Origin of the sequence: Pseudomonas sp. PSKL.D1, from assembly GCF_028898945.1 — a bacterium.
In the GTDB taxonomy this organism is placed as follows: domain Bacteria; phylum Pseudomonadota; class Gammaproteobacteria; order Pseudomonadales; family Pseudomonadaceae; genus Aquipseudomonas.
Genome location: NZ_CP118607.1, coordinates 2,608,022 through 2,630,536, shown reverse-complemented (window position 1 = coordinate 2,630,536; position 22,515 = coordinate 2,608,022). Strand labels below are relative to the sequence as shown.

Below are 22,515 nucleotides of genomic sequence, written 5' to 3'. Positions count from 1 at the left end.
CATGGGTGCCTGCCTGGCGCTCGCCTGTAGGAGCGGATTCATCCGCGATGCGCCGCGCGGGCGGCGCCTCTTGACGTAAACGTCAACCTGCCCTCACGATACCCCCATTCCCCTCTTCGAGCCCAAGCATGAGCAGCCAGACCTACAGCATCTCCGACCTCTCACGCGAGCTGGACATCACCACCCGCGCCATCCGTTTCTATGAGGAACAGGGCCTGCTCAGCCCGGAGCGCCGGGGCCTGGAGCGCATCTATTCTGCCCGGGACAAGGTCAGCCTGAAGCTGATCCTGCGTGGCAAGCGCATCGGATTCTCCCTGGCCGAATGCCGCGAGCTGATCGAGCTGTACGACCCCACCAGCGGCAACCTCAAGCAGCTCAACAGCATGTTGGCAAAAATCGCCGAACGCCGTGCCCAGCTTGAACAGCAAATGCTCGACATTCATCAGATGCAACTGGAACTGGACACCGCCCAGGAACGCTGCGAGCAAGCGCTGGCAGCAACGTTGAACAATCACTCCGCACCGTGACCCGCCACAGGAACCCCACCATGCTTTTGCCCGTTAACGTACGCCTGGTTGAAGTCGGCCCCCGCGATGGCCTGCAGAATGAAGCACAGCCCATCAGCGTCGCCGACAAGGTAAGGCTGGTCGATGACCTGACCGAGGCCGGGTTGGCCTACATCGAAGTCGGCAGCTTCGTTTCCCCCAAGTGGGTGCCGCAAATGGCCGGTTCAGCCGAAGTGTTCGCCGGCATCCAGCAACGCTCCGGGGTAACCTATGCCGCCCTGGCGCCCAACCTGCGTGGTTTTGAGGATGCGCTGGCCGCGGGCGTGAAGGAAGTGGCCGTTTTCGCCGCCGCCACCGAAGCGTTCTCGCAGCGCAACATTAATTGCTCGGTCAGCGAAAGCCTGCAGCGCTTCGAGCCGATCATGGCGGCTGCGCGCAGCCATGGCGTGCGCGTGCGTGGCTATGTCTCGTGCGTACTGGGTTGCCCCTATGAAGGCAAGGTGCGCGCCGAGCAGGTCGCCCCGGTGGCCAAGGCCCTGCATGAGATGGGCTGTTACGAGGTATCACTGGGCGACACCATCGGTACCGGCACGGCCGGTGATACGCGTCGGCTGTTCGAGGTGGTCTCGGCCGTGGTGCCACGGGAGCAGTTGGCGGGCCACTTCCATGACACGTACGGCCAGGCACTGGCCAATGTCTATGCCAGCCTGCTCGAAGGCATCGCGGTGTTCGACAGTTCGGTGGCCGGGCTGGGCGGCTGCCCTTATGCCAAGGGCGCCACGGGCAATATCGCCACGGAAGACGTGGTGTACCTGCTGCAGGGCCTGGGCATCGAAACCGGTATCGACCTGAACCGCCTGATTGGCGCGGGGCAGCGCATCAGTGACGTGCTGGGGCGTGCCAACGGCTCGCGAGTAGCCCGTGCGCGCAATGCGCGCTGATTCACTCAGCTGTCACACACGTGTGGGCGGAGTGTTACCGCCTTCACAGTTGCCAGCAAAAAATCGGGTAACAGGGAAACAAATCGGCAGATTCTGACGGTGACGCGTTTTCGCCAAAACAGCTAAGCCATTGATTTTAAAGGGTTTTCAAAAGTTGGCACGGCACCTGCTATATCTTTCGTACAAGAACAATAAAAAGCGATACCCAATAAAAACAACAGGTAACGGCTCTGACATAACAAGAACAACACGGCAGAGGCGTAGCAAGCAGATTTTTTTGGAGTCGACAGGCTTTTCAGGGGTTCGCCCCGCGACTTGGCACACAACAATAAAACTACCTCAAGGTAGCGGCCGCCAGGCTCGGATCGTTTGATAAAAGCAGGTCAGCGCTCAAAAAAATACGTTTGCTCTTGGCCCCGCATGGGGGTCGCCGCAACACCAAGGCAGGCTGACAAAAACAACAAATGGCCGGTCTTCAATAATAAAAAAGAGCAGGCAACAATGTCTTTGAGGGGAGCTTCGGCTCCCCTCAGTGCTTCCTGCAGTCCCCGTTCATTCCCCACCTCCTCACCTCCCCAAATGCCACCGGGCAATCTGATACGGTTTTTGTCGCTCAACCTGAACCTGTGCTGAAAACAGAGGTTGCGCCATAGTGCTCGTGCCTGATCGAGGCCTGACGAGCAGCGAGCCATGAACGACACCATCCCCGCCCTCCAGATCGCCACGCCCAAGCAGCGTGTCGACAACGGCATCCACACCCGCAGTTTCTCAGGTGTGTACCGCAACCTGCGCATCGGTTTCGCGGGCATGCTGTTCGTGCTGTTTTTCGGCACCGCATGGCTCGACTGGAACGGCCGCCAAGCTGTGCTTTGGGACCTGTCCACCAGCCAGTTTCATATTTTTGGCGCCACCTTCTGGCCGCAGGATTTCATCCTGCTTTCGGGCTTGCTGATCATCGCTGCCTTCGGCCTGTTTGCCATTACCGTGTATGCCGGCAGGGTGTGGTGCGGCTACAGTTGCCCGCAAAGCGTGTGGACCTGGCTGTTCATGTGGTGCGAAAAAGCCACGGAGGGCGAACGGCATCAACGCATCCGCCTCGCCGCCGCGCCCTGGAGCCTGAACAAAGTTGCACGCCGCACGCTCAAGCATGCCCTGTGGCTGGCCATTGGTGTTGCCACCGGCTTGACCTTCGTCGGCTACTTCACCCCGATCAGGCCGCTTGCCCTGGAACTGCTCAGCCTTGAGCTGGGCGGCACGGCCTTGTTCTGGGTGCTGTTCTTCACCGCTGCCACGTACCTCAATGCCGGCTGGCTGCGCGAAGCGGTGTGCCTGCACATGTGCCCCTATGCGCGCTTCCAGAGCGTCATGTTCGACAAGGACACCCTGGCCGTCGCCTACGACCCACGCCGGGGCGAGGCACGCGGCCCGCGCAAGAAAGGCAGCGATGCCCGTGCACAAGGCTTGGGCGACTGCATCGACTGCACCCTGTGCGTGCAGGTTTGCCCAACCGGCATCGACATCCGCCAGGGCCTGCAAATGGCCTGCATCGGCTGTGCAGCCTGCATCGATGCCTGCGACAACGTGATGGGCAAGATGGGTTACCCGCGCGGCCTGATCGGTTACAAGTCCGAGCGCAGCCTGCAAGGCGGCACTACCCACTGGCTGCGCCCTCGCCTGCTGGGTTATGGCGTGGCCTTGCTGCTGATGATCGGCGCGCTGGTGGTGGCGCTGCAACTGCGCCCGATGGTATCGCTGGACGTCATCAAGGATCGGGGCCTGTTCCGGGAGAACGCCCAAGGCCAGATCGAAAACATCTACCTGCTCAAGGTCATCAACAAGACCGCACACACCCAACGCTACCAAGTGCGCCTAGTGGCCGCCGAAGGCTATGCATTGCAGGGCCGCACCGCGCTGGTTATCGGGGCGGGCGAAATGGCCGAGGTGCCGGTGTCGGTGGCGCTGCTGGCCGAACGCCAGGCCAGCAGCGCACAACCGCTCACCTTCGAAGTCCAGAGCCTTGATCAACCGGCCAATCGCAGCGTGGCCCAGAGCCGCTTCGTGGCGCCGGTCAATCGCTGATCCCTTACACTCACTGTTCACCTTGCTTGCCGAGCCGCCATGAAACGCTACGAACGCTTTGCCGACGATATTGCCGAACTGATCCGCTCCGGCGTGCTGGGCCCCGGCGAGCGCGTGCCTTCGGTGCGCTATGCCAGCCAGACTCACGGCGTCAGCCCGTCGACGGTGTTTCAGGCGTATTACCTGCTGGAGCGGCGCGGGCTGATCCGCGCGCGCCCGCGCTCGGGATACTTCGTCAATGCCCACACACCGCGCACCTTCAGCGAGCCGCAAACCCTGGAACCGGTGAACGAGTCCACCGACGTGGACGTCAGCGCCCTGGTGTTTTCGATTCTGGACTCGATCAAAGACCCCAACACCGTGCCCTTCGGCTCGGCGTTCCCCAGCCCGGCGCTGTTCCCGCTGCAGCGCCTGGCCCGCTCACTGGCCAGTGCCAGCCGCGCCATGGACCCGCGCATGGTGGTCACCGACCTGTCACCGGGCAACCCGCAACTGCGCAGGCAAATTGCCCTGCGCTACATGGTCAACGGGCTGATGCTGCCCATGGAAGAGCTGCTGATCACCAACGGCGCGCTGGAAGCCTTGAACCTGTGCCTGCAGGCGGTGACTCAACCGGGCGACCTGGTGGCCATCGAGGCACCGGCCTTCTATGCCAGCCTGCAAGTGCTGGAGCGCCTGAAGCTAAAGGCCGTGGAAATCCCGGTCAGCCCGCGCGAAGGCATGGACCTGGACGTGCTGGCACAAACCCTGGAAAAGCATCCGGTCAAGGCGGTGTGGTGCATGACCAACTTCCAGAACCCGGTGGGCGCCAGCATGCCGGAGGCCAAGAAGCAGGCGCTGGTCGAACTGCTGCGCCGCCACCAGGTGCCGCTGATCGAAGACGATGTCTATGCCGAACTGTACTACGCCCAGCAGGCCCCAAAACCGGCCAAGGCTTTTGACACCCAAGGCCTGGTGATGCATTGCGGCTCGTTCGCCAAAAGCCTGGCACCGGGCTACCGCATCGGCTGGGTGGCTGCCGGGCGTTTTGCGCAAAAAGTCGAGCGGCTCAAGCTGATGACGTCGCTGTGTGCGTCGATGCCTGCCCAGGCGGCCATCGCCGACTACCTGCAGCACGGTGGCTACGACCGCCACTTGCGCAAACTGCGCTACGCCCTGGAAGGCCAGCAGGCCAACATGCTGGCCGCCATTGCCAAACACTTCCCTGCCCAGACCCGGGTCAGCCAGCCGGCCGGCGGCTACTTCCTGTGGCTGGAGCTACCGGCTCAGGTAGACGCCCTGAAGCTGTTTCACATGGCGTTGGCCCAAGGCATCAGCATTGCGCCGGGGCCGATCTTCTCCCCTACCCGACGCTTTGGCCACTGCATCCGCCTGAACTACGGCAGCCCCTGGAACCAGACGGCCGAGAATGCCATGGAAACCCTGGGCAGGATTATCCAGTCCTTCTGATGCGCGTTACTGCTCGCTATGCAGCAAATGGCCAGACACGTTAAAGTCTGACCTGTCAGCCCAATGGTCGGTAACCGGCATGTCTTCGCGTGAACTCCTCGCTTTGCGTAAGCAACTCGAAGCGCTGCAACAGCGTAATGCAGATCTGGAAGCGGCACTCGAACGCCAACAGGATCACGAACAGGACTTCTACCGCTTCCTGTTCGACACGATGGATGAAGGCTTTTGCATCATCGAGTTCTTTGACGGCCCCCACGGGCCGCTGAGCGACTATGTGCACGTGGTGGCCAACGCGGCCTACGCCAAGCACGCAGGCATCCCCAACGTGGTCGGGCAGAAGCTGCGCGAGATGGTGCCTGACGAGGCAGACCACTGGGTGGCGCGTTATGGTGCGGTGTTGCGCACGGGCCAGCCGCTGCACTTCGAGCAGGAACTGGTAGCCACAGGTCGCGTGCTCTCGGTTACCACCTTCAGGGTGGGCCCACTGGAAAAACGGCAAGTGGCCGTGCTGTTCAAGGACGTAACCGAACGGCGCAATGCCGAAGTGGCCTTGAGGCAACTCAACGAAAATCTGGAAGAACGCGTCAGCGAAGCGCTGGCCAGTCGCCAGCTGTTTGCCGAGCTGATCGACCGCAGCCGGGCCAACGTGCACGTACTTGATACCGGCCTGCACTGGTTGGCCGTCAACCACCAGGCTCGCGAGGACTTCCACAGCCTGTACGGTCAATATCCGGAAGTCGGCGCCTACATGCCCACGCTGATGGGGGAAAACGATACCGATCGTGACCTGATTCTGCCTTTGTGGCAGCGCGCCCTGGCCGGCGAGCAGTTCACCGAAAGCGGGCCCTTCGGCGTAGACCCCGAGCGCCACTTCGAATTGCACTTCAACACCCTGCGCGATCAGCAGGGCAAAACGCTGGGTGCGTACCTGTTCGCCTATGACATCAGCGACAGGGTGCACGAACAACAACGCCTGGCCGAAGCGGAGAAAGCACTGCGTCAGGCCCAGAAAATGGAAGCGGTCGGCCAGCTCAGTGGCGGCATCGCCCATGACTTCAACAACCTGCTGGGGGGGGTGCTCACGGCTCAAGAGCTGATGCAGCAACGCCTGGCTCAGGCCCGTTACGATGAGCTGCTGCCGTTGCTTGAACTGTCGAGCAACTCAGCCCAACGCGCGTCATCGCTGGTACACCGGTTGCTGGCGTTCTCGCGCCAGCAAACTTTGCAGCCCAGCTCGACCCGGGTAGAAACACTGATTACCGGCATGGAAGAACTGGTGCGCCGCACCATCGGCCCCTCCATCACGCTACACAGCCGCTTCGACGCCGACCTATGGCCGACCTTTATCGACCCGCCGCAGCTCGAAAGCGCACTGCTGAACCTGTGCATCAATGCCCGTGACGCCCTGCCCGATGGCGGGGCGATCGAGATCATGGGCGAGAACATCGTGCTCGACAGTGAACAGGGTAATGAGCTGGAGCTTCCCCCCGGCGACTACCTGCGCCTGAGCGTCAGCGACAACGGTCAGGGCATGAGCGCCGAAGTGGCGGCACGCGCACTGGACCCGTTCTTCACCACCAAACGCATGGGCCAGGGTACCGGCCTGGGGCTGTCGATGACCTATGGTTTCGTGCGCCAGTCCGGTGGGCAGTTGCGCCTGCATTCAGTACTTGGCGAGGGCACGCGGGTGGACATGTATCTGCCCCACCACAACGCCCCCGAAGCAACGCAGGCCCGCCCCAGCCAGCGTGCCATTGAGCTATACAGCCCAGCGGGCGGCCAACGCATCTTGCTGGTGGAGGACCAGGCGGCGCTGCGCATCGTGGTCTGCGAAGTGCTGGAAGAACTGGGCTACGAAGTGCACGCCTTCGAAGACGGCCCTGCCGCCCTCGCCCACCTGGACAACAGCCCCTGCCCAGACCTGCTGCTCAGCGACATTGGCCTGCCCGGCGGGCTCAATGGCCGCCAGGTCGCCGAGCGCTGCCGGCAACGTTACCCCGATCTCAAGGTGTTGTTCGTCACCGGTTACGACGAAAGCGCGGCGTTAAGCGATGGCCAGTTGCTACAAGGTACCAGCGTGCTGACCAAGCCCTTTGAACTTGCTGCCTTGGCAGAGCGTGTACGCCAGTTGCTGCAGGGCTGACAGGGCGCCGTCAGCCATTCAACGCCCGCCACCCAAGTCGACGAAGCTGCCGGTGGAATACGATGCCTTGTCAGACAGCAGCCACAGTATTGCCTCAGCCACTTCTTCGGGCCGACCGCCACGACCCATGGGCAGGCCAGGCTCAAGCTTGGCGACACGGTCAGGGTCACCGGACAGGGCATGGAAACCGGTGTGGATATAACCCGGCCGCACGCCATTGACCCGCACACCCTCGCCAGCCACTTCCTTGGCAAGGCCCAGCGTGAAGGTATCCAGCGCTCCTTTTGATGCCGCGTAGTCGACGTATTCGTTGGGTGAGCCCAGGCGCGCGGCGACAGAGGACACGTTGACGATGGCACCACCCTGGCCACCGTGGCGACGGGACATGCGCAACAGCGCATGTTTGGCGCACAGCATCGGGCCGACGACGTTGGTTTTCATCACCTTGAGCAGGCGGAATTCCGACATCGCCTCGACACGGCTCTGCTGGCCGATGGTGCCGGCGTTGTTGACCAGCGCGGTGACCGGGCCAAGCTCGGCATCGACACGCTGGAACAGCTGGATCACTTCGTCCTCGACGCTGGCGTCGGCACGCACGCAGATGGCCTCGGCGCCCAGCGCACGAACCTCGGCGAGGATTCCTTCAGCGGCCTGCTCGTCGGCATGGTAGTTGATGCAAATGCGGTAACCCTCGCGGGCAGCTTGCAAAGCGGTGGCGGCACCGATGCCACGGCTGGCACCGGTGATGACGATGACGTTGTGCATGGTGTTTAACGGATCCATCAGGGACGGAGGGCCGACAATAAGAGAAAACCGCTGCCAATGGAACGGCCGTCACAGTTTGTCAAATGCTGACTCGCCCCGATGGGTTCGATTCTTTCAGCGCCTGTGATACTTTCCGCAGCCTGTTTTTACAGGGAGTAATATCGTTGATGGAATCGACGAGCATTTTTGCGCCGCAGAACCGGCGGCTGATCAAACTCACCACCCCCATACAAGACGACCAGGCGTTGCTCCTGGAGCACTTCAACGGCAATGAAGGCTTGTCCACGCTGTTCAGCTTCGAGCTGGCGTTGATCAGCCAGGATGCCAGGCTTGAGCTCAAATCATTGATCGGCCAACCGGCCCGTCTGGACATCGAGCTGGCCGACGGCGGCGTACGCCATATCCATGGTCACATCACCCGTTTCAACCTGCTGGGCAGCGACGGTGGCCTGGCGCGCTACAGCGCGACACTCAGCCCTTGGCTGTGGATGCTGACGCGGCGCGTTGATTCGCGGATCTTTCAAGAGCAGACCATTGAAACGGTCATCCGCACGGTGTTCGAGCATTACGCCGGGTTGGCCGCATTCGAGTTCCGCTTGCTGAACCCGCTCAAATCCCACAGCTACATCACCCAGTATCGCGAAACCGACCTGGATTTCGTGTTGCGCTTGCTGGAGCAGGACGGCCTGTTCTTCTACTTCGATCACGGCCAGGACGGGCACAGCCTGATCATCACGGATGAATCCCAGGCCCTGGAAGCGTTGCCCGAGCAACCGCAAATCCGCTACCACAGCGCCTTTGTCACCGAGACCAGTGACGCGATCACCCAATGGCGCAGCCACCGGGTATTGCAACCGGGCAAGATGGCCATCCAGACGTTCGACTACAAGCAGCCCAGAAACCCGCTGCCCATCCACATGGGCAGCCTCAATGAACAAGGCGATGTCACGCCCTACGAGGTGTACGATTTTCTTGGTGCCTACAGCCATCGCCTGCCTGACGAGGGTGAGGCGCTGGTGCGTCGCCGCCTGGAGGTGATTGAAGTCCAGGCCAAGACCTTTACCGGCACCAGCAACTGCCGGGCCATGCGTACGGGCTACACCTTCGAACTGACCCAGCACTTCGACCACGATGCCGACACGGCAGAAGACCGCCAGTTCCTGCTGGTGTCGGTCGAGCACCGGGGGCGCAACAACTATTTCTCGGATGAGCCTGCAGGTTACGACAACCAGTTTGTCTGTATCCGTCGCCGCATCCCTTACCGCCACCCGATCACCGTGCCGCGCCCTACCCTCAACGGGCCGCTCAGCGCAATCGTGGTCGGGCCGGAGGGCGAAGAAGTGTTCACTGACGAGCTGGCGCGGATTCAGGTGAGGTTCCACTGGCAGCGGGCCGACAGCCTGCCGCAAGGCACTACCTGGGTGCGGGTGGCGATGCCCAGCGCTGGCAGCGGCTTCGGCCATCAGTTTTTGCCACGTATCGGCCAGGAAGTGCTGGTCAACTTTTTGGCCGGCGACATCGACCGCCCCGTGGTCACCTCGGTGCTGTACAACGCCGAGCAAACACCGCCGCGCTTCAGCAAAGCCTCAGGCCTGCCGGGCAACCGCGCGCTGTCCGGCATCCAGACCCAGGAGCATAAGGGCCGCGGTTTCAACGAGCTGTTGTTCGACGACACACCGGGCGCCTTGCGTGCCCGCGTGGGTACCACGCACCAGGCCACGGCGCTCAACCTGGGCAAACTCACCGAGCCACGCACTGACGGCCAGGCCAAGGCCCGTGGCAACGGCGCCGAATTGCGCACCGACGCCGCGATTGCCCTGCGCGCCGCCCAAGGCCTGTTGCTGACCACCTATGCCCGCCAGGACGCCACGGGGGCACAGCTGGACCGCGAAGAGCTGCTCACCCTGCTGGCCGAGTGTGGGGAACTGTTCAAAAGCCTCGGGCAAACCGCCGCTGCGCGAGGCGGGGCTCCGGTGGACAGCGAGGGCATCGACGCCGTGAGCCAGGCACTGAAACAGTGGCCTGCACCCGACAGCTGCAGCCCGGGCAAGCCAGTCATGGCCGTTGCGGCTGAGGCGGGTATTACCAGTGCCACACCACGCTCGCAAATCCATTACGCCGGTGCCAACCACGACACCACCGCCCAGGACCACCTGCAGTTGACCAGTGGCGCCGCCATGCGCCTGCAAGCCGGCAAGGGTATCAGCGCCTTCGCCCAGGACGACGGCATCAGTGCGATCGCCAACCGCGGCAAAGTGCTGGTCCAAGCCCAGGAAGACGACATCACCCTCAACGCACAAAAAAACCTGCACCTGTCGGCCGCCGAAGGCGAGGTGGTCATCACCGCGCCAACCATCCGCCTGGTGGCCGATGACGGCAGCTACATCAAGATCGGCGGCGGCGTCGAAATCGGCACCCAGGGCAAGGTGACCGTCCATGCCAGCGAGCATGACTGGGTCGGCCCCAACACCGATAGCGCCCAGCTGCCGGCATTCACCCGCGACCCGGCGGCGCAACGCCTGGCCTTCCACTACCCCGGGCACGCCGACGACAGCGTGCGCATGGCCGTTGACCACGCCTACCAGATCAAACTCGAAGACGGCAGTACCGTGCAAGGCCTGACCGACGCCAGCGGGCTCACTGAACACGTCGAGCGCGAAGCGATGCACCAGGCACAAGTGGCTGCATTGCGCAGCACCGGCAGCAAAGGAGGCAGCCAATGAGTGGCGATCAATATGCCGTGGCTGAAAGCGTCACCCGGCTGGTACCCAATTTCAGTACAGAACGCAAAATGGAAGTGCCCGCCGACCTGCCGGGGGTGGTGATCTTCTTGCACGGAGTGAATGACCCAGGGGCTTCTTACGAGTCGGTGGAAACCGGGTTGTGCCAAGGGGTAAATGAGCGGTTGGATCGGCCGGATCTGAAGGCTGGGCGGTATGGGGCTGCCTACAAGGCAGCGGATAATCGCCCAGTTGAACAACGCAGTCAGAATGACAAAACCACGCTCGACGATCCAGACACGTACCTCTATCGGCGAGACACGGCCGACCCGAAAACACGCAGCCTGATGATCCCGTTTTACTGGGGCTATCGTGCTGAGCCTGGCGAGATCAAGCGCGATAAAAACGACGACCCGACCAAACTGCGCGGCCAATACCAGGATGTGTTCAACAACCGCCTGGACCGGCACTTCGCCAAAGGCGGCGGGTTCTTCGCCAATGCCACCAACAACCTGCTGGAGATGTACAGTCCAGGCTTTGCCAAGGCTATTCGGCATCTCGCACAACCCATGCTCTCCAACACCCAGTACATGGGTAAAGGGCCACACCGGCGTTACTTTGTGCTCGCAGCAACGCGATTGGCCATGTTGGTCAGCGAGATCCGCCAAGTATCGCCTGATGAAACCATTACCATCATGGGCCACAGTCAAGGCACCTTGATTACCTTGCTTGCGCAAGCAATGTTGATCGACAAGGGCCAACGCTGTGCCGACACCGTGATCATGGTGGACACGCCTTACAGCGTGCTGCCCAAAGCCACCCCCAAGGGCCATGACACACTTGCCACATTGATCAACATCGTCACCGGAGTCACCCAGGCACCCCACGCCCAGCCGCCGCTGTCCGCACTCAGGGACAGCAAGACCTATGGCGGGCGCACGGGGCCCAAGTGGTCACCTACACAGGGCTCGCGCCTGGACAAGGTCGGCAAGGTGACCGTTTTCCCCGAACGTGACAATCGCGGCAAGGTGTACCTGTACTTCTGCCCGGACGACACCACGGTCGCCCTGGACGATGTGCATGGCATCGGTACGTATGGGGTACCCAATACCTTGCCGGACGGCAAACCGGCGATGGCGGCGTTGCAGTTCGTGCGGTTTTACCAGCGCCTGTGGACCAAGCGTCATCGCGACGGACAGCCGGTACTGGTCGGCGACGCCATACAACAAACGGTGCTGCGTGCCAAAGGGGAACCCCGCTACCCTGGCGGGTGGTCAGCCGGCGCCGTGGCCTCGCAAGCGCCAATAGCAAAAGGTGAGGAAGTGCTGATCAATTCCGAACCTTTAAGCCCACCCTATGCTCCAGATTTGTTTGGCGGCGAGGTTGAACAGGGCACACCCACCCAGGCTGGCAAGGACAGCCCCGATGACGTGAGTATCCGCTCCGCGCTGGGCAATCCGAAAGCCAGCTTCAAATGGTTCAAGGTGCGTACCAGCCCTCATCGCGTGAACTCGGAGGAAGAACGGGCCCGGTGGAACACTGGCAAAGAGCCGGGTGATCAAACGTCAGCCATAAGCCAGGTAGCTGTGAGTCGAGGCTCAGAGGTGAAGGAGTACGTCATTTATCGCGAAGAAACGCCTAATGAGATCCAGAGGCGGATGCCCAAAGATCGGAAGGAATGGGAGCCTAACAGCTACCACTCGGCCGTTCTGCGTAGTCCGGAGAACCAACGCTGGGTAACCGCGATGGACATTGCTATTGGCCAGGCTCACAGCCTTGATGACCCAACTATGCGGGAGGTGCTGGTTGCGATTGCGGATTGGAAGTTGGATAAAAAAGCCTTTCAGATAATTAAAGAATTACCGGCTTGGTCGCGTTTGAGCAGGGAAGTTCAAGCACTGGTGACTGCCAGTAGTAAGTATTATCAACGGGGCGTGTTCCCGTCTTCTGAGCTGGTCTCGCTAACGCCACCGTCCTTGTTAGTAAATGCACCTGTACATGGAGATGGCCGATGAAGGACTTATCACCCTCCCCTAAGTCACGGCCCAACCTGAAACCTTATCAGCTGATCGCAGGAGTGCTAATTGTGCTCTGGCTCAGCTTCATCTGGATTGTCCAACTCAAAGCACAGGAATCCGACATGGTACTTCGCGACCTGAAACCCGTCATGGCCTGGGGCATCGCCGCTATTGTCGGCTCGCTGCTGGTGATCTTTGGCACTCACTGGTGGGGCAATGCGCTTGCAAGTGAAAAGGCAGAGCTTGCCAGTTATCGAAACCAGATAGAGCTGAGAAACGCAGAACAACAGGCCACCCAAGCCCGCACCTACGCATTGGAAATTCGCGGAGTTGGACTTGGAATTTACACTGACGGCCAGTCCGAAGTCTGGCAGTTTATCAAGAAAAAGAACGACAATTTCGCTTCGATCTACCCGCAGGACGCGAAAGATTACGATCCGTCATTAGACACCAGGCGAATCTCAGCAGACATCAAAACCCGTATCGCATTCAAAAATTCGGCAGGTGAAGCAGTTGCATACTGGCCGATCCCGGTATTTGCACTTGGGCCGCCCGACCCCTACGCAAAGGGGTACAGAGCGGCCGGCCTGATCAATGAAGGGCGTAATGCCGCGACTCTGGGCGTTACCCAGTTTCTGTGGCAAGACGATGAAAACACTACCCATGCTCAAGGCATGATCGAGCGATTGTTCACGTTTTTTGACGATAACCCCAAGGTGCCACAGGCCTTGATCGCGAGCCAGGATGGTGACGTAGCGCGTGACCCTTATCGCAAACCGGGCACACCGGGATTGCAAAATGGGCACGTAGTTCCAACGATCTACGAGAACGCAACTGGCCTGCTGATCACGCGCTCGGACCGAGTAGATCGCTACATTCGCCCCTTCGTAACCCGTGACGCCGAGGACAATCAGGACAAAAACACTGACTTTGGCAAGTTGTGGGCGTTTTACTGGAACCGGGACAGGGCATTTACAGACTGGTATGAAGCCGCCGAAGAAGCCAAAGGCGCCAAAGTCTCGGAAGACCCAAGCACCATGTCCACCACCTACTGGCAATCGCAACTGCCCACCTTATGGAAAACCATCGACAACCGTGGCCCAGGCCATTTCGAACCGTCCCCCTGGCTGCCCGTGCGCTGGGCAGAACACCAGCTGAAAGAGTTCGACGCAGCACCAGTACTGGGCTACCTGCACCGTCCGATCAAAGTCTCAATGAAGGACGAACACAGCAAACGCCTCAAACCCACGCTGCAGGCCAAGGCCTTGCAAGCGGGTTGGCTCAAGGCACTCGACACCCTGCCCAATGGGCAAAAACCGGTGCGCGTGTTCTACGACACCACTAACAACGTCGAGGCAGAAATCGCCCTGACCAACGCCCTGCACAGCCTCAATACCGATGGTCAAGGCCTGGACGTGGGCAATGTCGACGAGGGCTACGACATCGGCCGCCGCCTGGGCAACACCGGCGTCAGCAGCGCGCTGGTGGAAATCAACCTGGCCACCATCGCCAGCTACCTCGACGGCGGTGCCAGTGCCGTGGTGTACGCCGGCAACGACGGCAGCCTCACTGTGCAGATGATCAGCCCACCGGATGAGGCGCGGAAAGCGAAAAACCAGCAGAACCGTGGCGCTGACCCGTTCAAGTATGGCCTGCCAAGTGCCGGACGATCCGACTGATGAGCCATCCCATCTGCCTGGGCGACCCCACTAGTAGCGGCGGCAGCGTGCTGTCATGCCAACTGGCTGGCACCCACACCGTCAACGGCAAACCACCAGCGGTGGTGGGCGACAAAGCCAGTTGCCCGCTCCACTTAGGGGTTTTTGCCTTTATCGAAGGGCACCCAAGCCGACGCCTGAACGGTAAGCCTGTGGTGCTGCAAGGTCATCGACTGGCCTGCGGGTGTCATGGTGTGGCCAGCCATGCGCTGAATGTGGGTGTCGTCTAGGTAACGAGCGCCTTGCGGCTATTCGGTGAATGGAAGTTGTGGACCCGCGAAAGCGGCCACGTGCAGACCAAGTAATGAGCACTACAGGACATCGAATAACATACCTAGGGCAACGGCTCCTGCTGCTAGCTGCAGGCGTAGCCGTCTGGTTGCCGCTCGGTGTGGTTATGATTTTTTACCTGATACTACGCAACGAAAAATCACTTGGCAGTGGCATGGCATTTGGCGCTGTATGCTTGATAGCCGCGCAGTTTGAACTAGGCGCAATCGTCCTGTTGCTGGTTTACGCCGGATGGGCCAGGCCATGGCGGTTCAAAACACCTGCCTACGACACCTTCGTTATGCATTGCTGCGCTGCGGGGCTGATCGTGGTGAGCTCCACTGTGTTCCTTCTTTCCAGATGATCAACCTGTGAAACCGGGCGCCGCGCAGGCGGCGGTCGGTCTCACGGGCGCCGGCAAGCTCATGGCGAACGCCCTCAGTGCCCCGCCGACGCCGGCCCCGCCTTGGCCGTGAACGGCGGCTTGGCCAGCCACACCAGCAGGATCAACCCGGCGAACACCCAGGTCATCAAGGTGAAGTAATCCACCGTCGACATCATGTACGCCTGCCCGTTGAGGATCTGCTCCAGTTGCGCGTAGCTTTGCGGGTTGGCCCCACCCAACTGTTCCAGCGCATGCCGTGTGGCCGGGTCATACGTGTTGATGTGTTCGCTGAGATACGCATGGTGCTGGTCCGCCCGGCGAATCCAGATCCAGGTGGTGAGCGACGCCGCAAAGCTGCCACCCAACGTACGCAGGAAGGTGGCCAGGCCCGAGCCGTCGGCAATCTGGTGCGGCGGCAGGTCGGACAACAGAATGCTCAAAGTAGGCATGAAGAACAGCGCCACGCCAATGCCCATGAACAGCTGCACCAGGGCAATGTGCTGGAAGTCCACTTCATTGGTGAAGCCGGCGCGCATGAAGCAACTGGTGCCGATGGCCAGAAACGCCAGCCCTGCCAGCACCCGCAGGTCGAAGCGATGAGCGTACTTGCCCACGAACGGCGACATGATCACCGGCAGCAGGCCGATCGGCGCCACTGCAAGGCCGGCCCAGGTGGCGGTGTAGCCCATTTGCGTCTGCAACCATTGCGGCAGGATCAGGTTGATGCCGAAGAACCCCGCGTAGCCACCCACCAGCACCATCGTGCCGATGCGGAAGTTGCGGTGCACGAACAGCCGCAAATTCACCACCGGGTGGCGGTCGGTGAGCTCCCAGATAACGAAGATGGCAAGAAACACCACTGAAATCAGGCTGCCGATGATGATGAACGACGACTCGAACCAGTCCAGGTCGTTGCCCTTGTCGAGCACCACCTGCAACGCGCCCACGCCAATGATCAGGGTCAGCAGGCCAATGTAGTCCATCGGTTGGCGGCTGGTGACCACAGGCCGCGTACGCATCTGCTGGCGTACCACGGCGGCGGCGAACAGGCCGATGGGCACGTTGATGTAGAAGATCCAGGGCCAGCTGTAGCTGTCGGTAATCCAGCCACCGAGGATCGGCCCGGCAATCGGCGCCACCACCGTGACCATCGCCAGCAGCGCCAGGGCCATGCCCCGCTTCGCTGGCGGGTACACCGCAATCAGCAAGGTCTGGGTCATCGGGTACAAAGGCCCGGCAACCACGCCCTGCAGCACCCGAAAGCCCACCAGTTCCGGCATCGAATGGGCGATGCCGCACAGGAACGAGGCCAGCACGAACAACAGCGTGGCCCAGATGAACAGCTTCACTTCACCAAAACGCCGGCTGAGCCAGCCGGTGAGGGGCAAGGCAATGGCGTTGCTCACCGCGAACGAGGTGATCACCCAGGTGCCCTGCTCATAGCTCACGCCAAGGTTGCCCGAAATGGTCGGCAAGGCCACGTTGGCGATGGTGGTGTCGAGCACCTGCATGAACGTTGCCAGCGACAGGCCGATGGTGGTCAGCAACAGGCTCGGTGGCGTGAACTGCGCCGGGGCGTTGTTGCTCATCGCTGGGCCGTCTTGCCGGTGGCGCTGTTTTCGTGAATCAGCCGGGCGATCAGGTTGTCGGCTTCAACCAGCTGGCGGTCATACACCTGGGTGGTGTAGCTGGCCTGCTGCGGCGGCTGTTGAGCCAGGGCTGGGCCGCTCTGGTCGTGCAGGTCGACTTCCACGACCGTGGACAGGCCAATGCGCAGCGGGTGCTGCTGCAACTGGTCGGGGCTCAGGTGAATACGCACCGGCACGCGCTGGACAATCTTGATCCAGTTGCCCGTGGCGTTCTGCGCCGGCAACAAGGCAAACGCACTGCCAGTACCGGCCCCCAGGCTGTCGACGGTGCCGCTGTACTTGACCTCGCTGCCGTACAGGTCGGCAGTGATGTCAACGGGTTGGCCGATGCGCATGTCGCGCAGTTGGGTTTCCTTGAAGTTGGCATCGACCCACACCTCATCCAGCGGGATCACGGCCATGGTTGCGGTGCCGGGCTGCAAGCGCTGGCCCAGCTGCACGGTACGCTTGGCCACGTAACCGGTCACCGGCGCCACCAGGGTGGTGCGGGCGTGGTCGAGGTAGGCCTGGCGCAGGTCGGCGGCGGCGGCCATGACCTCGGGGTGCGAAGACACCACGGTGTCGTCCACCAGCGCGCTGCTGGTGTTGAGCTGCTGGCGGGCGCTGTTGACGGCAGCCTGGGCGACGGTCAGGTCATCGCGGGCATGGGAAATTTCCTCGGCGGCAATTGCACCGCTATCGGCCAGCACCTTGCGCCGGTTGTAGTTCTGCTGGGCCTTTTGCAATTCGGCCTGGCGGGTTTGCAACTGCGCCTTGAGCGAATCGACGTTGCTGTACAGGCCGCGAACCTGGCGCACGGTGCGCGCAAGCTTCGCTTCAGCGGCCTGCAAGGCCACTTCGCTGTCGGCCGGGTCAAACTTCAGCAGCACCTGGCCGGCGTGCACCAGGTCGCCGTCATCGGCACCAATGCTGGTGACGGTGCCGGTCACCAGCGGGGTGATCTCCACCACGTTGCCGTTTACGTAGGCATCGTCGGTACTCTCGTGCCAGCGGCCGATCAGGCTGTACCAGGCCCACGCACCAGCGCCGGCAAGCAGTATCAGCAGCAGCAAGCCGAGCAGCCAGGCCTTGCGCTTGCGGGACGGTTCCGGCGCAGCGGTAGGGTTTGAGGAATTTGTGGGAGTGGCCATGGCAGTACCTTGGAAAATGCGTAACAGGGTTTAACGATCGCCAAAGCGGCGGATCGTCAGGGGGTCGCCGGCACTGAGCAGGACTTTGGCCAGCAGGCCTTCGAGGGCCTTGAGTTCGTCCGGCTGCAGCACGCCGACCAGTTCGTTCATGGCCGACGCGCCGATTTCCGGCAGCCGGTCGGCCAGGCGCTGGCCGTCGGCGCTGAGCGCCAGGCGCACCTGGCGGCGGTCATCGGCGCAGCGGTTGCGCACGATCAGCCCCTTCTGCTCCAGGCGGTCGAGCATGCGGGTCATCGAACCGCTGTCCAGGCCCAGGTAACGGCACAGCTCGGCCGGGGTATCCACCTGGTACTGGGTAACGATGATCAGCACTTTGAACTGCGCGGCGGTGACGCCCTCCGACTCAAGGTGCCAGTCAAGGATGCGGTCCTTCAGGATGGCCGCACGGCCAAGCAACATGCCGATGGCGCAGCTCTGGAAGTTTTCCGGGGTGAAATGGGACATCGGCGCCTGCTCGCTTAATTGTTTAAAAATATTACTGCCTAGGCAGTGAATGTCAAAGCTTTGATTAGCCTACTAATGAATATTTCATGGGGAATGCGCCCGCGAAGGGTTCTCAAACGCTGGAAATCCCTTGCCTATGCGACAAAAAACACACATAACTGATTGTCATTTGCCATTACCGCGGTTCTCGGGACCCCCTGCGCAGGGTTAGAATGCGCAAAACCCGGAGCCTCAATGAACCACGACCGCCTTAACCCCAGCCCAGACGATGCAATCACCGACGCCGCCGCGCATTGGTGCATGCGCCTGCACGCCGACGACTGCACGGCCGTGGAACGCGAAACGTTTGCCCGCTGGCTGGCGGCCGACCCGCGGCACACCGAGGAATACCAGGCCATGCTGGAGATCTGGCAAACCGCCGATCTGCTGCCGCGCACGGCCACGATCATCGAGTTCAACCCGCCCAAAGCCAAAGTGGCCCGGCCACGTAACTGGCGGCCGATGGCATCCGCTGCCGCCATAGCGCTGCTGGCATTGCCCTTGGCGGGCTGGGTGGGCTGGGAACAGGGCTGGCTGCCCAACCACTATCAGCATTTTGCCGCCAGCGACCGGCTGCAAACGGTTCAATTGAGCGATGGCAGCACAGTGCAGCTCAACCTCAACACCGAGCTGACGTACCTCAATTACAAAGACCAACGGCAAGTCACGCTCAAGCGCGGCGAGGCGTTTTTTGAGGTTGCGCACGACAGCACGCACCCGTTCATCGTGCGCGCCGGCCATGGGCAAACGCGGGTGACCGGGACCAAGTTCAATGTCTGGAAGTATCAGGACCAGGTCAAAGTGACCCTGGTGGAAGGCTCCGTGCTGGTCAGCAGCAACGGCAACAACGGCGGTTACCGCCTTGGCCCGGGCATGCAGGCCACCTACCACAGCGGCGACTTCGAGCCGCAGCTCGCCCAGAGCGACGACTACGGCAACAGCCTGGCATGGCGCAGTGGCAAGCTGATCCTCGACAACCTGAGCCTGGAACAGGCCCTGCCCGTGATCAACCGCTACCTTGATGCACCGCTGCTGCTGGCCGATGCCAGCACCGGCCGCATTCGCATCAGTGGCATCTACAACACCCGTGAAGTCGAGCGCCTGGTGGACAACCTGCCCAAGGTGCTGCCGGTGTACCTCACCCGCAGCAAGGACGGCAGCACCGTCCTTAACAGCATTTCGCCACCGCCCGGCAAGGGCTGAGCCTCAGGGTTGTACTAAAAGTCGTCGAGCGGAACGTACAGGCCACAGATAATTTGAGCAGATTGTTCATCTCACCAAAAGGCGGCGCGAGTGAGCGTTCAGCGCGGGGTTAAACGGCGCTGTCGTCATCAAAAACTAAAGTACGGTGCCCTACATAGACTTTGGTCTTCGGACTATCCAAGATATCATCGGGCTGTGTTTCCATGCCAGTGACCAGTTGGTAGCTCAAATGATTTTCCCCTGACCGGGACCCGGAGATATAGTCGGAGTCTAACACAATGCGAAGCGTCGGCACCCCTTGCAAGTGCGCGTCATACTTTATAAGTCTTTCATCATCCTTTACGATGTCATTCCCGTAAGATATATAGTTCTGCTCATTCACGAAATAACCTTGCGGTTGTTCCCAGGCGTCAGGCTGGTAACTGTCGATACTGTGAGTTTCGCCCATGAACTCATACTCCAAAAAATCGCCCTCATAATAAATTCTTATAATATCGCCAAACTTGAATAAAGGCTTACCCTCAGCATTGAACATTGGGATAAACACAGTAACACCTTCGCGCACATTACAATCCGAGATGAAATTTTTACCCAGGCCATGAGAAATGAGTACGGCGGGTGGTAATTGAGAGCCCAGCGGGTTGTCTACATAGCGCTCCTCGTCGCCGGACAGGGACATGTTGACTTGAATGGGCTGCGCAGAAGATATCCCGACAATATTGTCATATTGAAAAACGATATACTCGACATTCATGCTCACAACCGAATCAGCTTCCGACCTTTTTTCATTCCAGATCCCGCAAAGCAACTCAAATGGCAAAGTTAGCTTTAATTCCTGGCACACTTTGCTGCCATAAGCATAGACCTCAACAGCGATATAATCACCCAGCACCAATATAACTTTTTCTAATTGAGATTCTTCTTTAGTAGCACGTGTCGGGATAGTAACCAAGAGGCCGTCAGGCACCTGAGCTGCGGTGATCGTTCCAGTTGTGGTCGCTTGGATAGTCGGCGCAGGTAGGACGAGCACCGTATCGATGTCGCTCATGAGTAAGTCTCCTCCGGTTGTAGCGAAACAAACAGGCTAGAGACTTGAAAATAATCGCCGAAAAAAGCTTAGGCAACTGACAAAAATGCTAGGTCAAGTCGGTGTTCCGAGAGCACCCATATCGCCCACCTCTGTAGACCGTAGCGACTTCTTTGCGGGTAAAACCGCTCTTGGGCTCTGTATGAAAAGGCTTGAGACGAAGGTCAGGCAAGGCGAAAACAGCCGAGGCACGGCCGACATCGCGCTCGACTTTACAGGTTGTAAATCAGCATTCCAAAACTATTTTCAGCGCAGCATCACCGAGTCATGCCTGCGGGTTGCGTGATTACCTGGTGACAGCAAAAAACCAAGTGCGAAGAGCCGCCAGAGCGCGGCTCATCGTTTAAACCCAACAGTGCCGATTTTGAGAAGCGTTGGCGCCAGCGTGACTCGGCATCCTTGCTGGCACCCAAGCGCCGAGCAACATCGTTGCCTAATTCGCATGCCGCATTGGCGAGGATTGCCTCGCGCGCGCACGTGCATCTTGAGCGCCCGCCTGTAACAACACACTTACAGCACCATCGCGGCCACCCAACCGAACGCCAGCAGTGGCAGGTTGTAGTGAATGAACGTGGGCACCACGGTGTCCCAGATGTGGTGATGTTGCCCGTCCACGTTCAGGCCCGAGGTGGGCCCCAGGGTCGAGTCCGATGCCGGCGAGCCCGCATCCCCCAACGCGCCCGCAGTGCCAACGATGCACACCGTGGCCACCGGGTCAAAGCCAAGCTGCACGCACAGCGGTACGAAGATCGCGGCCAGGATCGGTACAGTCGAGAACGAAGAACCGATGCCCATGGTCACCAGCAAGCCCACCAGCAACATCAGCAAGGCGCCAATGCCCTTGTTGTGGTTGATCCATTGCGCCGAGGTTTCGACCAGGCTCTTCACCTCACCCGTGGCTTTCATCACGTCGGCAAAGCCCGAGGCCGCAATCATGATGAAACCGATCATGGCCATCATCTTCATGCCTTCGGTGAACAGGTCGTCGGTGTCCTTCCAGCGCACGATGCCCGACATGGAGAAGATCAGGAAACCGACCATGGCACCGATGATCATCGAGTCCAGCCACAGCTGCACGATGAACGCCGAGGCAATCGCCAGCCCGGCCACCAGCAGGGTCAGCGGGTTGTACTGCACGCTCACCTGCTCCACCTGCTCGATGCGCGCCAGGTCGTAGTCACGCTTCTTGCGGTAACTGATGAACACCGCGATCAGCAAGCCCGCCAGCATGCCCGCCGCCGGGATGGCCATGGCATGGGTGACGTTGACCCCGCTCACATCAACCCCGGCCCGCGCCACATTGGCCAGCAGGATTTCGTTGAGGAAGATATTGCCGAAGCCCACCGGCAGGAACATGTAAGGGGTAATCAGGCCGAAGGTGATCACGCAGGCGATGAGCCGGCGGTCGATGCTCAGGCGCGTCAGCACGTACAGCAGTGGCGGCACCAGCAGCGGGATGAAGGCAATGTGGATGGGCAGGATGTTCTGCGAAGACACCGCCACTACCAGCATCAGGCCGATCAGCAACCACTTGAGCTTGCTGCTGTTGCCATGGCCCTGCCGGTCGATCATTGCCAGGGCGCGATCGGCCAGGGCATGGGCCAGGCCCGACTTGGCGATGGCCACGGCAAAAGCGCCAAGCAGTGCATACGACAACGCCACCGTGGCGCCGCCCCCCAGGCCGCCATTGAAGGCCTTGAGCGTGCCCTCGATCCCCAGGCCGCCGACCAGCCCGCCCACCAGGGCACCGACAATCAAGGCAATGACCACGTGCACACGGGACAGGCTGAGTATCAGCATGATGCCGACAGCGGCAATCACAGCATTCATGGTTTTACATACCTCATAAACAACGAAAAAAAGCGCGCACTGTGCAGCAGTGGGCGGTAGATGTCAAAAGCGCCATTTT

16 protein-coding genes are annotated in these 22,515 nt (G+C 60.7%); 10 read left to right on the top strand and 6 right to left on the bottom strand.

The features are described 5' to 3' along the window. Positions 1-128: 128 nt before the first annotated feature. The 5 genes from PVV54_RS11685 to PVV54_RS11665 all read left to right on the top strand — a co-directional run bounded on the left by PVV54_RS11685 (position 129) and on the right by PVV54_RS11665 (position 7,118). Positions 129-527, top strand: a complete 399-nt coding sequence (locus PVV54_RS11685; protein ID WP_274910087.1) for a MerR family transcriptional regulator — start codon at positions 129-131, stop codon at positions 525-527. 20 nt (positions 528-547) lie between these two features. Then, positions 548-1,447, top strand: a complete 900-nt coding sequence (locus PVV54_RS11680) for a hydroxymethylglutaryl-CoA lyase (protein ID WP_274910086.1) — start codon at positions 548-550, stop codon at positions 1,445-1,447. 690 nt (positions 1,448-2,137) lie between these two features. Further along, positions 2,138-3,526: a cytochrome c oxidase accessory protein CcoG gene (gene ccoG / locus PVV54_RS11675; RefSeq protein ID WP_274910085.1), complete on the top strand. Its 1,389-nt coding sequence runs from the start codon at positions 2,138-2,140 to the stop codon at positions 3,524-3,526. 39 nt (positions 3,527-3,565) lie between these two features. Further along, positions 3,566-4,975, top strand: a complete 1,410-nt coding sequence (gene mapR, locus PVV54_RS11670) for a GntR family transcriptional regulator MpaR (RefSeq protein WP_274910084.1) — start codon at positions 3,566-3,568, stop codon at positions 4,973-4,975. A gap of 79 nt (positions 4,976-5,054) precedes the next feature. Further along, a complete protein-coding gene (locus tag PVV54_RS11665; RefSeq protein ID WP_274910083.1) occupies positions 5,055-7,118 on the top strand; it encodes a PAS domain-containing protein in 2,064 nt (687 codons plus the stop codon). 18 nt (positions 7,119-7,136) lie between these two features. On the opposite strand, the gene PVV54_RS11660 is transcribed toward PVV54_RS11665, so the two are convergent. Then, positions 7,137-7,883: an SDR family oxidoreductase gene (locus PVV54_RS11660; RefSeq protein ID WP_274910082.1), complete on the bottom strand. Its 747-nt coding sequence runs from the start codon at positions 7,881-7,883 to the stop codon at positions 7,137-7,139. Between the two features lie 167 nt (positions 7,884-8,050). Here PVV54_RS11660 and PVV54_RS11655 point away from each other — a divergent pair, with 167 nt between their 5' ends. From PVV54_RS11655 to PVV54_RS11640, 4 genes are read left to right on the top strand one after another with little or no spacing between them, the layout of a single operon-like run. Further along, positions 8,051-10,606, top strand: coding sequence for a type VI secretion system Vgr family protein (locus PVV54_RS11655; RefSeq protein WP_274910081.1), 2,556 nt, complete (start codon positions 8,051-8,053; stop codon positions 10,604-10,606). After that, complete coding sequence (locus tag PVV54_RS11650; RefSeq protein WP_274910080.1) at positions 10,603-12,618, top strand: T6SS effector phospholipase Tle3 domain-containing protein; 2,016 nt, start codon at positions 10,603-10,605, stop codon at positions 12,616-12,618. The genes PVV54_RS11655 and PVV54_RS11650 overlap by 4 nt, the downstream gene beginning before the upstream one ends. Further along, positions 12,615-14,300, top strand: coding sequence for a type VI lipase adapter Tla3 domain-containing protein (locus PVV54_RS11645; protein WP_274910079.1), 1,686 nt, complete (start codon positions 12,615-12,617; stop codon positions 14,298-14,300). Before PVV54_RS11650 ends, PVV54_RS11645 begins: the two co-directional genes overlap by 4 nt. Further along, entirely contained in the window at positions 14,300-14,569 is a 270-nt protein-coding gene (locus PVV54_RS11640; protein ID WP_274910078.1) for a PAAR domain-containing protein, read from the top strand. Before PVV54_RS11645 ends, PVV54_RS11640 begins: the two co-directional genes overlap by 1 nt. A 478-nt stretch (positions 14,570-15,047) precedes the next feature. On the opposite strand, the gene PVV54_RS11635 is transcribed toward PVV54_RS11640, so the two are convergent. The 3 genes from PVV54_RS11635 to PVV54_RS11625 are packed head-to-tail and all read right to left on the bottom strand — an operon-like array spanning position 15,048 to position 18,277. Next, entirely contained in the window at positions 15,048-16,583 is a 1,536-nt protein-coding gene (locus PVV54_RS11635) for a DHA2 family efflux MFS transporter permease subunit (protein WP_274910077.1), read from the bottom strand. Then, positions 16,580-17,773, bottom strand: coding sequence for an HlyD family secretion protein (locus PVV54_RS11630; RefSeq protein WP_274910076.1), 1,194 nt, complete (start codon positions 17,771-17,773; stop codon positions 16,580-16,582). Before PVV54_RS11630 ends, PVV54_RS11635 begins: the two co-directional genes overlap by 4 nt. 30 nt (positions 17,774-17,803) lie before the next feature. Continuing rightward, on the bottom strand, positions 17,804-18,277 hold the full coding sequence (locus PVV54_RS11625) for a MarR family winged helix-turn-helix transcriptional regulator (protein ID WP_274910075.1): 474 nt from the start codon (positions 18,275-18,277) through the stop codon (positions 17,804-17,806). Between the two features lie 234 nt (positions 18,278-18,511). On the opposite strand from PVV54_RS11625, the gene PVV54_RS11620 reads away from it, so the two are divergent. Further along, positions 18,512-19,519: a FecR family protein gene (locus PVV54_RS11620; protein WP_274910074.1), complete on the top strand. Its 1,008-nt coding sequence runs from the start codon at positions 18,512-18,514 to the stop codon at positions 19,517-19,519. 109 nt (positions 19,520-19,628) lie between these two features. On the opposite strand, the gene PVV54_RS11615 is transcribed toward PVV54_RS11620, so the two are convergent. After that, positions 19,629-20,567 carry a hypothetical protein gene (locus PVV54_RS11615; protein ID WP_274910073.1) on the bottom strand — a complete coding sequence of 313 codons (939 nt, stop codon included), beginning with the start codon at positions 20,565-20,567 and terminating at the stop codon, positions 19,629-19,631. Positions 20,568-21,116: 549 nt separating this feature from the next. Then, the gene (locus PVV54_RS11605; RefSeq protein ID WP_274910072.1) at positions 21,117-22,436 is read right to left on the bottom strand and encodes a Na+/H+ antiporter family protein; all 1,320 of its coding nucleotides are present in this window, start codon (positions 22,434-22,436) and stop codon (positions 21,117-21,119) included. Positions 22,437-22,515 lie beyond the last annotated feature (79 nt).

Excerpts from the sequence above, each read along its gene's own strand:
- PVV54_RS11685 (WP_274910087.1), top strand. The coding sequence starts at position 129 with ATGAGCAGCCAGACCTACAGCATCTCCGACCTCTCACGCGAGCTGGAC.
- PVV54_RS11680 (WP_274910086.1), top strand. The coding sequence starts at position 548 with ATGCTTTTGCCCGTTAACGTACGCCTGGTTGAAGTCGGCCCCCGCGAT.
- ccoG (WP_274910085.1), top strand. The coding sequence starts at position 2,138 with ATGAACGACACCATCCCCGCCCTCCAGATCGCCACGCCCAAGCAGCGT.
- mapR (WP_274910084.1), top strand. The coding sequence starts at position 3,566 with ATGAAACGCTACGAACGCTTTGCCGACGATATTGCCGAACTGATCCGC.
- PVV54_RS11665 (WP_274910083.1), top strand. The coding sequence starts at position 5,055 with ATGTCTTCGCGTGAACTCCTCGCTTTGCGTAAGCAACTCGAAGCGCTG.
- PVV54_RS11660 (WP_274910082.1), bottom strand. The coding sequence starts at position 7,883 with ATGCACAACGTCATCGTCATCACCGGTGCCAGCCGTGGCATCGGTGCC.
- PVV54_RS11655 (WP_274910081.1), top strand. The coding sequence starts at position 8,051 with ATGGAATCGACGAGCATTTTTGCGCCGCAGAACCGGCGGCTGATCAAA.
- PVV54_RS11650 (WP_274910080.1), top strand. The coding sequence starts at position 10,603 with ATGAGTGGCGATCAATATGCCGTGGCTGAAAGCGTCACCCGGCTGGTA.
- PVV54_RS11645 (WP_274910079.1), top strand. The coding sequence starts at position 12,615 with ATGAAGGACTTATCACCCTCCCCTAAGTCACGGCCCAACCTGAAACCT.
- PVV54_RS11640 (WP_274910078.1), top strand. The coding sequence starts at position 14,300 with ATGAGCCATCCCATCTGCCTGGGCGACCCCACTAGTAGCGGCGGCAGC.
- PVV54_RS11635 (WP_274910077.1), bottom strand. The coding sequence starts at position 16,583 with ATGAGCAACAACGCCCCGGCGCAGTTCACGCCACCGAGCCTGTTGCTG.
- PVV54_RS11630 (WP_274910076.1), bottom strand. The coding sequence starts at position 17,773 with ATGGCCACTCCCACAAATTCCTCAAACCCTACCGCTGCGCCGGAACCG.
- PVV54_RS11625 (WP_274910075.1), bottom strand. The coding sequence starts at position 18,277 with ATGTCCCATTTCACCCCGGAAAACTTCCAGAGCTGCGCCATCGGCATG.
- PVV54_RS11620 (WP_274910074.1), top strand. The coding sequence starts at position 18,512 with ATGAACCACGACCGCCTTAACCCCAGCCCAGACGATGCAATCACCGAC.
- PVV54_RS11615 (WP_274910073.1), bottom strand. The coding sequence starts at position 20,567 with ATGAGCGACATCGATACGGTGCTCGTCCTACCTGCGCCGACTATCCAA.
- PVV54_RS11605 (WP_274910072.1), bottom strand. The coding sequence starts at position 22,436 with ATGAATGCTGTGATTGCCGCTGTCGGCATCATGCTGATACTCAGCCTG.